Here is a 12,501-nt window from a genome sequence, read left to right as displayed (position 1 = left end):
CGGTCCAGTCGCCGGGGCCGTCGGCCCGGGTTCACTGTCAGAGCGGGCGTATACCCTTGGGCGGGTGTGAGGGGACGTGGGGATCTGGGCGAACACCGACGCAAACCCCACCCCAGTATCGGCACCACCCTGGAATCGAACCCGCCCCCGGTACCGGCCCGCCCCGGTATCGCGACTCTGCCGTGCCGGCACACCCGGCACCGGCCCCATTCCGGCACCGGGCCCGCCCCCGACCCCCGGCGTCAGCCACCCGGCCAGCCCTCTCCCGGCGTCGGATGGTGCAGTGGGTTTGGCCACCGGCCCCTCGGGGCCCCTCGCGTCCGCCTCGGTGGCTGACGGCCGGAAGACGGCCCCGTCAACCCCCGACCTCTCTGACCTGCTGGTTTCTCAGAAGCCGAAGTTCTGCGTCCACCAGGGGCCGCCGTCGGCGAAGTGCGCGCCGACGCCCAGGGTGCGGAAGTCGCAGTTCAGGATGTTCGCGCGGTGGCCCTCGCTGTTCATCCAGGCGTCCATCACCGACTGTGCGTTGGCCTGGCCGCGGGCTATGTTCTCCCCGCCGAGGTCCGCTATGCCGTACTCCTGCGCGCGCTCCCACGGGTCGTTGCCGTCGGGGTCGGTGTGGTCGAAGAAGCCGCGCTCGGCCATGTCCTGGCTGTAGTCGCCGGCGAGCTTCGCCAGCTCCGGGTCGTTCGTCAGCGGGCGGCAGCCCGCCTGTGCGCGTTCCTGGTTGACCAGTCGCAGCACCTCCGCCTCCGCGGCGGTGGCCGCGTCGGCGGTGGCGGTCGGCTTCGCGGAGCGGGTCGGCTCGGAGGTCTCCGACTTCGTCGGGGACGGCGACTTCGACGCCGTACGGGACGGGCTCGCGGACTCGGACGACGGCTCCGCGGACTCCGCCTTGTCGCGTTCGGGCGCCGACGTCGAGGGGGACGCGCTCTTCGACTCCCCGCCGTCCTTCCCGCCGGCCTTCTTCGCCTCCGGGGTGCGGCTCTCCGGCGAGTCCGAGCCGCCGCTCGCGGACGGCGACGACTCCAGCGTCGGCAGCTCCGAGGCGCCCTGCGTGCTCGGTGACGGCGGATCGCCCGCCTCCACGTGGCCGGCGGGGCCGCCGGTGCCGCGGTCGAGGTCGAATCCGCTGCCGAGGACCCCGGAGGCCATCGCCACCGCGCCGACGGCCAGCGCCGCCGACGTACCGAGCATCCCGGCCCTGACCGGGCTCTGCTTGCGGTGGAGCCCCCGCGACCGGCCCGCGCCGTACGCCTCATGCCCGCCGTACGCCTCATGCCCGCCGTGCGCCTCACGCCCGCCGTGCGAGTCGTACCGGTCGTACGAGTCGTACTGGTCCCACGAGCCGGGCAGGTCCCACGAGCCGGGCCGGTCCCATGAGCCGGACTGGTCCCACGAGCCGTGCGCGCCCGGCGTCTCCCGGTGGCGGGCTGTCGGGGGTTGCGGCTCCGAGCGTCTGTGGCGGCCCATCCGGCGACCCCTCACGTCCGACGACAACAACTACTGCACACACGCCACTCGTACACACGAGTGATATTGCTGTCGGCAGACTGTACGCCATGGCCCCCGGGCCGCACGTGCCCCCGGCCCGATCGTCCGGATAGCGTGCGTCCATGAGTACAGACGTCCGCATGACGGCATGGGTGCGCGGTGTGGTGCAGGGGGTCGGGTTCCGGTGGTACACCCGCGCGCGGGCGCTGGAGATCGGCGGACTCAGCGGCTTCGCGGCCAATCTCGCGGACGGCCGGGTCCAGGTCGTCGCCGAGGGTCCGCGAGCGCGGTGTCAGGAGTTGCTGGAGTGGCTGCACTCCTCCGACACGCCGGGGCGTGTCACCGGTGTGACGGAGATCTGGGACGAGCCGCGCGGCGGATATCACTCATTTGCCATCCGTTGAGCACGCTCCGCCATAAGGGCTGGTCCGACAGGGATGACCAGCGGGTTGCCAACGGCTTCCGGGCGTGCGAAGCTCTCACACCAGACGGGTCCCGCCACCCCCCGCAGGCCTGCAATTGCACGGGCCGCGCCCGATACGGGGTGTGATCGTGTTGACCGTCAAACTATTTGGTGAGACGCTTGAAGCCCCGCGCACCCTAGCTGTATGTGCCATGGGCAGACACGCGGGTGCGAATCCCTCACGACCCACACCGCTCGGTCGGTCACTCAGTGTGGAGGACCTTCAATCATGGCAAAGGCGCTTCTCGGTTACGTCGGCGGCACTGACCCGCGACTCCTCGCCGAGATGCGACGGCTGCAGCAGCGTGTCCAGGACCTGGAGTCGGAGCTCGTCCGCGTCCAGGCCGAGAACGACATGCTCGCCGCCGCCGCTGCTCACAACAGCGAGTCACTGCTCGACGTATCCCAGGCGGAGCCTGCGCTTACCTGACAATCATGCGAGGCCCGTCAGGTCTGCACCTCAACCGCTTGCGATAACTGTCAAGGGACGCTTAACCGCGTCCCTTCGTCGTTTCTCCACTGCTCTTACGGATCCCCGGCAGGGAACCCGTCCCGGAGCCCGCGCCCCGGGGGGTGATGCTCCGTAATTGATGTGCCCCGGCGGTTACCCAGTGAAACCGGCTTGCGCGATAGAGTCTCGGGCACATGATTCGTCGCCGGAGGAGAGCTCGCCAGTGCACTTGAAGGGCCTCACGCTCCGGGGGTTCAAGTCGTTCGCCTCCGCCACCACCCTCCGCTTCGGGCCCGGCATCACCTGTGTCGTCGGCCCGAACGGCTCGGGGAAATCCAACGTGGTGGACGCGCTGTCCTGGGTGATGGGGGAGCAGGGGGCGAAGTCCCTCAGGGGCGGCAAGATGGAGGACGTCATCTTCGCCGGGACCACGGGCCGGCCGCCCCTCGGCCGCGCCGAGGTCTCGCTGACGATCGACAACTCCGACGGCGCGCTGCCCATCGACTACTCCGAGGTGACCATCACCCGGACGATGTTCCGCAGCGGTGGCAGCGAGTACCAGCTCAACGGCGACACCTGCCGCCTCCTGGACATCCAGGAACTGCTCTCCGACTCCGGCATCGGCCGCGAGATGCACGTGATCGTCGGCCAGGGGCAGCTCGACTCCGTGCTGCACGCCGACCCCTCCGGCCGGCGCGCCTTCATCGAGGAGGCCGCGGGCGTCCTCAAGCACCGCAAGCGCAAGGAGAAGGCGCTGCGCAAGCTGGACGCGATGCAGGCCAACCTCGCCCGCGTCCAGGACCTCAGCGACGAGCTGCGGCGCCAGCTCAAGCCCCTGGGCAGGCAGGCCGCCGTCGCCCGCCGGGCCGCCGTCATCCAGGCCGACCTGCGTGACGCCCGGCTGCGGCTGCTCGCCGACGACCTGGTCACCCTGCGCGCGGCGCTCTCCGCCGAGATCGCCGACGAGGCGGCGCTGAAGGAACGCAAGGAAGCCGCCGAGGCCGAGCTGGCCGCCGCCCGCGGCCGTGAGTCGGCCCTGGAGGAGCAGGTACGCGCCCTCACTCCGCGTCTCACGGAGGCGCAGGCCGCCTGGCATGAACTCGGCCAGCTCGCCGAGCGGGTCCGCGGCACCGTCAGCCTCGCCGACGCCCGCGCCAAGCACGCCACCGCCGCGCCCGAGGAGGAGCGGCGCGGGCGTGACCCGGAGGACCTGGAGCGCGAGGCGCAGCGCATCCGCGAGCAGGAGGCCGAGCTCGAAGCCGCCCTGGAGGCCGCGGAGCGGGCGCTGGAGGACACCGTCGCCCACCGTGCCGAACTGGAGCGCGAACTCGCCGCCGAGGAGCGGCGGCTGAAGGACGCCGCCCGCGCCGTCGCCGACCGCCGCGAGCGGCTCGCCCGGCTCAGCGGCAAGGTCACCGCCGCCCGCGGCCGGGCCGCCTCGGCGCAGGCCGAGATCGACCGGCTCGCCGCGGCGCGCGACGAGGCCGAGGAGCGCGCCGCCCGGGCGCAGGAGGCGTACGAGACGCTGAAGGCCGAGGTCGACGGGCTGGCGGGGGACGACGGTGAGCTGGCCGCCGAGCAGGAGGTGGCGAAGAACGCCCTCGGGGCCGCCGAGGCCGAGCTGACCGCCGCCCGCGACGAAGCCGCCGAGGCCGAACGGGCCCGCGCCGCCACCACCGCCCGCCGCGACGCGCTCGCCCTGGGCCTGCGCCGCAAGGACGGCACCGGCACTCTGCTCCAGGCCCGCGACAAGCTGACCGGCGTGCTCGGCCCGGCCGCCGAACTGCTCACCGTCGCGCCCGGGTACGAGGTCCCCGTCGCCGCCGCGCTCGGCGCCGCCGCCGATGCCCTGGCCGTCTCCGGCCCCGCCGCCGCCGCCGACGCGCTGCGGCTGCTGCGCAAGCACGACGCGGGCCGCGCCGCGCTCCTCCTCGGCGACGCCCCGTACGAGCCGCTGCCCGACGGCGACCTCCCGCCCGGTGCCCGCCACCTGGCCGCCCTGGTCGCCGGCCCCGACCAACTGCTGCCCGCCGTGCGCCGGCTACTGGCCCGTACGGTGTATGTCGCCACGCTGGAGGACGCCGAGGACCTGGTCTCCGCCAGGCCGGGGCTGACCGCCGTCACCGCGGAGGGCGACGTCTTCGGCGGCCACTTCGCGCACGGCGGCTCCGCCGGCGCCCCCAGCCTGCTGGAGGTGCAGGCGTCCGTCGACGAGGCGGCGGCGGAGCTGACCGAGCTGGACGCCCGCTGCACGCGCCTGGCCATGCGCCAGGAGGCGGCCGTCGCCCGCCGCGCCGAGTGCGCCGCGCTCGTTGAGGAGCTGGGCGGCCGGCGCAGCGCCGCGGACCGGGAGAGGTCCCGCGTCGCCGGTGAGCTGGGCCGTCTCGCCGGGCAGGCCCGCGCCGCCGCCGGGGAGGCCGAGCGCAGTGCCGCCGCGGCGGCCCGCGCGGAAGAGGCCCTCGCCCGGGCCGCCGCGGAGGCGGCGGAGCTGGCGGCGCAACTGGAGACCGCCGAGGAGGAGGCGGGCGCCGCGGAGGACGGCGACGACGGCTCCGATACGTCCGTACGGGACCGGCTCGCCGCCGACGGCGCCAATGCCCGGCAGACCGAGATGGAGGCCAGGCTCCAGGTCCGCACCCACGAGGAGCGCGTCAAGGGCCTCGCGGGCCGTGCCGACGGGCTCGACCGCGCCGCCCGCGCCGAGCGCGAGGCACGCACCCGTGCCGAGCGCCGCCGCGCCCGGATGCGGCACGAAGCCGCCGTGGCCACGGCGGTCGCCGCCGGCGCCCGGCAGCTCCTTGCGCACGTCGAGGTCTCCCTCGCCCGTGCCGAGGAGGAGCGCGCCGCCGCCGAGCGGGCCCGTGCCGAGCGCGAGCAGGAGCTGGGCCGGCAGCGCCGGCTCTCCCGCGAGCTGGCCGACGAGCTGGACAAGCTGACGGACTCCGTACACCGCGGCGAGGTGCTCGGCGCCGAGAAGCGGTTGCGCATCGAGCAACTGGAGGGCCGGGCGCTGGAGGAGCTGGGCGTCGAGCCGGCCGACCTGGTGGCGGAGTACGGTCCCGACCAGCTCGTGCCGCCGTCGCTGCCGGCGGAGGGCGAGGAGCTGCCCGAGGACCCCGGGCACCCGCGCAACCGGCCGCGGCCGTACGTGCGCGCCGAGCAGGAGAAGCGGCTGAAGGCCGCGGAGCGGGCGTACACCAAGCTCGGCAAGGTCAACCCGCTGGCACTGGAGGAGTTCGCGGCGCTGGAGGAGCGGCACAAGTTCCTCACCGAGCAGCTCGACGACCTCAAGCGCACCCGCGCCGACCTGCTGCAGGTGGTCAAAGAGGTCGACGAGCGCGTCGAGCAGGTCTTCACCGACGCCTTCCACGACACCGCCCGCGAGTTCGAGGGCGTCTTCTCCCGGCTCTTCCCCGGCGGCGAGGGCCGGCTGATCCTCACCGACCCGGACGACATGCTGAACACCGGCGTGGAGGTGGAGGCGCGTCCGCCGGGCAAGAAGGTCAAACGGCTCTCGCTGCTGTCGGGCGGTGAGCGGTCGCTGACGGCGGTGGCGATGCTGGTGGCGATCTTCATGGCCCGGCCGAGCCCGTTCTACGTGATGGACGAGGTCGAAGCCGCGCTCGACGACACCAACCTGCAGCGCCTGGTGCGGCTGATGCAGGAGCTGCAGCGCACCTCGCAGCTCATCGTGATCACGCACCAGAAGCGCACGATGGAGGTCGCCGACGTCCTCTACGGCGTCTCGATGCAGGGCGACGGCGTCTCCAAGGTGATCAGCCAGCGGCTGAGCTGAAGCGCCCTGCCCCGCCGCTCCGCGGGGCGGATGCGGGCGGGGTGCCGCGAACACGTCGCGGGCGGGCGATACTGGGGGGCGTTATGGACATCATCCTCATCGTCATCGCCATCGCCGTCGTCGCACTGCTCGCCGCGGGTGGCCTGGTCGTCGGCTCCCGCCGCCGCAAGCAGGTACCACCTCCGCCGCCGTCGCCCGGCACCCGTGCCCCCGCCGAGCCGCAGGTCGGCGAGGAGGCGGAGGAGCCCGGCGACGAGCAGCGCAGGACCATCGAGGAGGTGGGCCTGCCCGGCGAGTCCGCGGCGGGCACCGTCGTCGCCGAGCCGCCGGCGCCCGCCCTGCCGGAGCTGGAGGTACCCGAGCCGTCGGCGGGCCGGCTCGTACGGCTGCGCGCCCGGCTGGCCCGCTCGCAGAACTCCCTCGGCAAGGGGCTGCTCGGCCTCCTCTCCCGTGAACACCTCGACGAGGACACCTGGGAGGAGATCGAGGACACGCTGCTGACCGCCGACGTCGGCGTGCAGCCGACGCAGGAGCTGGTGGAGCGGCTGCGTGAGCGCGTCAGGGTCCTCGGTACGCGCACGCCCGAGGAGCTGCGCGCGCTGCTGCGCGAGGAGCTGCTCGCGCTCGTCGGCACGGAGGCCGACCGGACGCTGCACACCGCCGAGTCCGTCGGCCCCGCGGGCGGGGAGGTGCCGGGCGTCGTGCTGGTCGTCGGCGTGAACGGCACCGGCAAGACCACGACCACCGGCAAGCTCGCCCGGGTACTGGTCGCCGACGGCAGGTCCGTGGTGCTGGGCGCGGCCGACACCTTCCGGGCCGCCGCCGCGGACCAGTTGCAGACGTGGGGCGAACGGGTCGGCGCCCGTACCGTGCGCGGGCCGGAGGGCGGAGACCCGGCGTCCGTCGCGTACGACGCGGTGAAGGAGGCCATCGACGAGGGTGCGGACGTCGCGCTCATCGACACCGCCGGGCGGCTGCACACCAAGACCGGGCTCATGGACGAGCTGGGCAAGGTCAAGCGGGTGGTGGAGAAGCACGGGCCGGTCGGCGAGGTGCTCCTGGTGCTGGACGCCACGACCGGCCAGAACGGGCTGGTGCAGGCACGGGTCTTCGCGGAGGTCGTGGACATCACCGGGCTGGTGCTGACGAAGCTGGACGGCACGGCCAAGGGCGGCATCGTGATCGCCGTGCAGCGGGAGCTGGGCGTGCCGGTCAAGCTCGTGGGCCTGGGCGAGGGCGCGGACGACCTGGCGCCGTTCGAGCCCGAGGCGTTCGTGGAGGCGCTGATCGGCGACTGAGCCGGGCGGCCGGGACGGTCCCGGCCTGACGATCCCGGCGGGCCCGGGTGGTCCCGGCCGATCGCCGTGCCGGCCCCGGGCGATCAAGGGCCGGCTCGGGTGGGCGGCGGCCGGGGCGCACGGCGCCCCCGCGGCTGCGCGTACGCGGGCCCGGCGTCAGCCGGAGCGCAGCCAGGCGCTCTGCGCGTACGCCAGGGTGCCCAGCAGCAGCCGGGCCGGCGGCGGGCCGCCCGCCGTGTCCAGCGTCGGCGGGCGCAGCCAGCGGACCGGGCCGAGACCGCGGAGATCGCAGGGCGGGGCGAGCAGGTGGTCGCCCCGGCCGAGGCAGCGCAGGTCGAGCCGGGCGCCGTCCCAGCCCATGCGGTACAGCAGCCGGGGCAGCTCGGCGGCGGCGCCGGGGGCGACGAAGAAGTGCGCCCGGCCGTCCGGGGCGACGCAGACGGGGCCGAGCGGCAGCCCCAGCCGTTCCAGCCGGGGCAGCGCACGCCGCCCGGCGACGGCGCTGACCTCCAGGGCGTCGAACGACCGGCCCGCCGGCAGCAGCACGCCGGCGCCCGGCGTACCGGCCCAGGCGTCCGTCACCATGTCCAGCGGGGTGCCCGCGGGGACGGGGGGCGTGTCCGGCAGCGGGTGCTCACCGGGGGCGGGGCAGGCCGCGCCCCGCGCGCAGGAACAAACGCGCCCGCCGCCGGGCCGGCGGACGAGGGGCGCGCCGGGCAGCACGTCCCAGCCCCACAGCCCGGTGTACTCGGCCACCGCCGTCACCGCGTGTCCGGCGGACGCACGGGCGCGGCGGACGGATCCGATGTCGCGTCGGCCGCGGATGCCGCCGATCGTGAAACCCATGCCCCCTCCAACTGCTCGCCGGTGCGGTTGGTTACTCCGCTGCCTCACTCACAGCAGTTTGCTGGTAACACTATGTTGCCGGGAGGTGTATCCGGGGTGTGATGACGCGCCAGGGGGTAGCGTGGCCCGCGGCGCGCGCCCTGTACGGGTGTCACCCGCCCCGTGCGGTGGTGTCATCCCTCGTCAAGTCAACCGCGTGTCTCCCGCGCGGTGTTCACTCGTAGGGGTGGCGAATGGTGGCGTTTCCGGGCTCGCGCTCGCATAACGGTGATCGTAGGATTACTTTGAGTGCCAGCGGCGGCGGCATGCGACATGTGGATATGCCAACGGCATGAATTCCCACCGGGCTTCGGGGGCTTCGGTTCCGGGGATAATCCGGGGCACCACGACGGCCGAGGCGGGATGGGGGCGTGGGAGTTGGACGGCACGGGCGGCAGCCGGACCGGTGCCACCGGCGCGGGCAAGGGCCCCAACGAGGAGCTGACCTCCTGGTTCCTGCGCAGCGGCTGGTCCAAGGGCGAGCTGGCCAGGCAGGTCAACCGCCGGGCGCGCCAGGTCGGCGCGCACCACATCAGCACCGACACCTCCCGCGTCCGCCGCTGGCTCGACGGCGAGCAGCCGCGCGAGCCGATCCCGCGGATCCTCTCCGACCTGTTCTCCGAGCGCTTCGGCTGCGTCGTCGGCACCGACCAGCTCGGGCTGCACGCCGCCCGTCCCCGCCCCGCCGCCTCCGGTATCGACCTGCCGTGGACCGCCGCCGCCACCGTCGAGCACATCGGCGAGTTCTCCCGCAGCGACCTCATGCTCGCCCGCCGCGGCTTCCTGGGCACCTCGCTGAACGTCGCCGCGGGCCCCGTCCTCGTCGAGCCCATGCAGCGCTGGCTGGCGCACGCCCCCGCGCCCGGCGGCCCGGCGGGCGCCGTCCCCGCCGCCGCGCCCGCCGCGTCCGGCCGCGCCCCGTCCTTCGCCCTCTCCGGCCCGGAGCTGGAGCTGCTGGAGACCACCACCGCCAAGTTCCGCCAGTGGGACGCCCAGTGCGGCGGCGGGCTGCGCCGCAAGGCCGTCGTCGGGCAGTTGCACGAGATCACCGATCTGCTGCAGGAGCCGCATCCGCCGGCGGTGGTCGAGCGGCTGTTCCGCATCACCGCGGAACTCTCCCAGCTCAGCGGCTGGATGAGCTACGACGTGGGTTTCCAGCCCACCGCCCAGAAGTACTTCGTCCTCGCCCTGCACGCCGCCAAGGAGGCCGGTGACCGCCCCCTGGGCGCGTACGTCCTGTCCAGCATGGCCCGCCAGATGATCCACCTCGGCCGCGCCGACGACGCCCTGGAGCTGATCCACCTCGCGCAGTACGGCAGCCGCGACAGCGCCACGGCCCGTACCCAGTCGATGCTGTATGCGATGGAGGCACGCGCGTACGCCAACCTGGGCCGCCCCGACCGCTGCCACCGGGCCGTACGCATGGCCGAGGACTGCTTCGCCGAGATCGACCCCGGCAGCCCCGAGCCCGACTGGATCCGGTTCTTTTCCGAGGCCGAACTGAACAGCGAGAACGCCCACTCGTACCGGGACCTCGCCTACGTCGCGGGCCGCAGCCCCAGCTACGCCGCCCTCGCCCGCCCGGTGATGGCGCGCGCCGTCGAGCTGTTCGCCTCCGACACCGAGCGCCGCCGCTCGTACGCGCTGAACCTCGTCGGCCTGGCCACCGTCCACCTGCTGGAGGAGCAGCCCGAGCAGTGCGCGCTGTGCGCCGGCGAGGCGCTGACCGTGGCCCGCACCGTGCGCTCCGAGCGGGTCAACACCCGGCTGCGGAAGACGGTCGACACCGCCGTGCGCAGGTTCGGCGCCGTGGGTGAGGTCACCGACCTGGCCGACCGGCTCGCCCGTGAGCTGCCCGAGACCGCGGAAGCCGCCGGCTGACGTCAGCCCGCGGCGGCCTCCCCGGCGCCCGGCCACCCTGGCCCGCCCCCCGGACGGGCCATCCCGATGGTGCGGCCGAGAGTAATCGCGCCCGCCCGCGCGCGCGGGAAGTTCACCGCCCCGTAACACCTCCGTGGCCTTCGTCACGCGTCCGAAACACCGGGGGGTCGTGGCGGAAACCCCGCTGCGCCAGCCTCGTGCGCATTCCGGCCCACTCCACTTCATCCCGCACGGGCCGCACGAGGAGGAGACGCGACGTTGAATGGCGCCGATACCGCATTTGTACTGATCAGCGCGGCGCTGGTCATGTTGATGACGCCCGGTCTTGCCTTCTTCTACGGGGGCATGGTGCGGGTCAAAAGCACCCTGAACATGCTGATGATGAGCTTCATCTCGCTGGGGATCGTCAGCATTCTGTGGGTGCTCTACGGCTACAGCCTCACCTTCGGCGACGACATCGGGGGAGGCGTCCTCGGCGACCTCGACCACGTCGGGATGGCCGGGATCACCCCCGAGACGCTCACGGGCGGCGACGAGGGCATCCCGGTGCTGGCGTTCGCCGCCTTCCAGCTCATGTTCGCGGTCATCACCCCCGCCCTCATCAGCGGCGCCCTCGCGGACCGGGTGAAGTTCGCCGCCTGGGCGCTGTTCATCGCCCTGTGGGTCACGATCGTCTACTTCCCCGTCGCGCACTGGGTCTGGGGCCCGGACGGCTTCATCGGCCTCAACGGTGACATCAAGGCCATCGACTTCGCGGGCGGCACCGCCGTGCACATCAACGCCGGTGTCGCGGCACTGGCCGCCGTGCTCGTCGTGGGCAAGCGCATCGGCTTCAAGAAGGACCCGATGCGCCCGCACAACCTGCCCTTCGTGCTGCTGGGCGCCGCGCTGCTGTGGTTCGGCTGGTTCGGCTTCAACGCCGGCTCCGAGCTGGCCGCCGACGGCGTCGCCGCCACGATGCTCCTCAACACCCAGGTCGCCACCGGCGCCGCCGTCGTCGGCTGGCTGATCTACGAGAAGGTGCGGCACGGCTCCGTGACGATGCTCGGCGCCGCGTCCGGCGCCATCGCCGGACTGGTGGCGATCACCCCGTCCGGCGCGTCCGTCAACGCCGTCGGCGCGCTTGCGGTGGGGATCATCGCCGGGGTCGTCTGCGCCTGGGCCGTGGGCCTGAAGTTCAAGCTGGGCTACGACGACTCGCTCGACGTCGTCGGCGTCCACCTGGTCGGCGGGATCATCGGCACGCTCGCGATCGGGTTCTTCGCCATCGACGACATCGGCCTGTTCTACGGCGGCGGGCTGGAGCAGCTCGGCCGGCAGGCGGCGGGCGCGGGCGTGGTGCTCGTGTACACGTTCGTGGTCACGTGGCTGCTTGCCAAGGCCATCGACCGGCTGATGGGCTTCCGGGTCGGAGAGGACGAGGAACTCGCCGGCGTGGACCGCTCGCAGCACGCGGAGAGCGCGTACGACTACAGCGGCGTGGGCTCGGCGGCCGTGCCCGCGGCCCCGGCGCCGGTGGGCGGTCAGGCGCCGGGCACGGACAGGGCGACGGCGGCAGCGGCCGCGGACAAGAAGGTGGACGCGTGAAGCTCATCACGGCAGTGATCAAGCCGCACCGGCTGGACGAGGTGAAGGAGGCCCTGCAGGCCTTCGGCGTGCAGGGGCTGACGGTCACGGAGGCCAGCGGCTACGGCAGGCAGCGCGGCCACACCGAGGTGTACCGCGGCGCGGAGTACACCGTGGACCTCGTGCCGAAGGTGCGTATCGAGGTGCTGGTGGAGGACGACGACGCCGAGCAGTTGGTGGAGGTCGTGGTCAAGGCGGCGCGGACGGGCAAGATCGGCGACGGCAAGGTGTGGAGCGTACCGGTGGACACGGCGGTACGGGTCCGCACGGGCGAGCGCGGCCCCGACGCGCTCTGACCGGGCGGTCGGCGACCGGCGCCCGCGGCCGGCCCGCAAGGAGGCGGGCCGGCCGCGGGCGGACCAACTGGCGGGAGTACGCGGGTGACGGAGACCGGACAGCAGCCGGGTGGACACACGGGCGGGGCGCAGGAGGAGAGAGGCACCCCGACGGATACCCGGAGCCCTTCACGGGGGGCGGATCCGGGAGGCCCCGCCGCGGGCCGGGCCGCGGTGGATGCCGCCGGGCCGGCGGCCGGAGCACCGGGGGAGCGTGCCGGGTCGGCGACCGTGGCGCGGGCCGCCGCAGGGACACCGGGCGTGCCCCCGGC

General features: G+C 73.8%; 9 protein-coding genes. 7 read left to right on the top strand and 2 right to left on the bottom strand.

The window, feature by feature from the left end; genetic code table 11:
• Positions 1–387 precede the first annotated feature (387 nt).
• On the bottom strand, positions 388–1,473 hold the full coding sequence (locus I003_RS0110875; RefSeq protein ID WP_027771551.1) for a CAP domain-containing protein: 1,086 nt from the start codon (positions 1,471–1,473) through the stop codon (positions 388–390).
• 143 nt (positions 1,474–1,616) lie between these two features.
• On the opposite strand from I003_RS0110875, the gene I003_RS0110870 reads away from it, so the two are divergent.
• The 4 genes from I003_RS0110870 to ftsY all read left to right on the top strand — a co-directional run bounded on the left by I003_RS0110870 (position 1,617) and on the right by ftsY (position 7,502).
• Positions 1,617–1,898 (top strand): acylphosphatase, encoded by a 282-nt coding sequence (locus I003_RS0110870; protein ID WP_027771550.1) that lies wholly within the window; start codon positions 1,617–1,619, stop codon positions 1,896–1,898.
• A gap of 288 nt (positions 1,899–2,186) precedes the next feature.
• Complete coding sequence (locus tag I003_RS0110865) at positions 2,187–2,387, top strand: hypothetical protein (protein ID WP_018839639.1); 201 nt, start codon at positions 2,187–2,189, stop codon at positions 2,385–2,387.
• Positions 2,388–2,631: 244 nt separating this feature from the next.
• Positions 2,632–6,204, top strand: a complete 3,573-nt coding sequence (smc, locus tag I003_RS0110860; protein WP_027771549.1) for a chromosome segregation protein SMC — start codon at positions 2,632–2,634, stop codon at positions 6,202–6,204.
• An 83-nt stretch (positions 6,205–6,287) separates the two neighbouring features.
• The gene (gene ftsY, locus I003_RS0110855; RefSeq protein ID WP_027771548.1) at positions 6,288–7,502 is read left to right on the top strand and encodes a signal recognition particle-docking protein FtsY; all 1,215 of its coding nucleotides are present in this window, start codon (positions 6,288–6,290) and stop codon (positions 7,500–7,502) included.
• Positions 7,503–7,658: 156 nt separating this feature from the next.
• Here ftsY and I003_RS0110850 read toward each other — a convergent pair whose 3' ends face one another.
• The gene (locus I003_RS0110850) at positions 7,659–8,348 is read right to left on the bottom strand and encodes a bifunctional DNA primase/polymerase (protein WP_027771547.1); all 690 of its coding nucleotides are present in this window, start codon (positions 8,346–8,348) and stop codon (positions 7,659–7,661) included.
• A 402-nt stretch (positions 8,349–8,750) separates the two neighbouring features.
• Here I003_RS0110850 and nsdA point away from each other — a divergent pair, with 402 nt between their 5' ends.
• The 3 genes from nsdA (at position 8,751) to I003_RS0110835 (ending at position 12,190) form a co-directional block, all read left to right on the top strand.
• Positions 8,751–10,268 (top strand): transcriptional repressor NsdA, encoded by a 1,518-nt coding sequence (nsdA, locus tag I003_RS0110845; protein ID WP_078563910.1) that lies wholly within the window; start codon positions 8,751–8,753, stop codon positions 10,266–10,268.
• 258 nt (positions 10,269–10,526) lie between these two features.
• A complete protein-coding gene (locus I003_RS0110840; RefSeq protein WP_027771545.1) occupies positions 10,527–11,855 on the top strand; it encodes an ammonium transporter in 1,329 nt (442 codons plus the stop codon).
• The gene (locus I003_RS0110835; protein ID WP_027771544.1) at positions 11,852–12,190 is read left to right on the top strand and encodes a P-II family nitrogen regulator; all 339 of its coding nucleotides are present in this window, start codon (positions 11,852–11,854) and stop codon (positions 12,188–12,190) included. Before I003_RS0110840 ends, I003_RS0110835 begins: the two co-directional genes overlap by 4 nt.
• Positions 12,191–12,501 lie beyond the last annotated feature (311 nt).

The sequence above is a fragment of the Streptomyces sp. CNQ329 genome (assembly GCF_000482585.1).
Note: the sequence above shows the minus strand (reverse complement) of the source record. Positions and strands in the feature narration are given on the sequence as shown.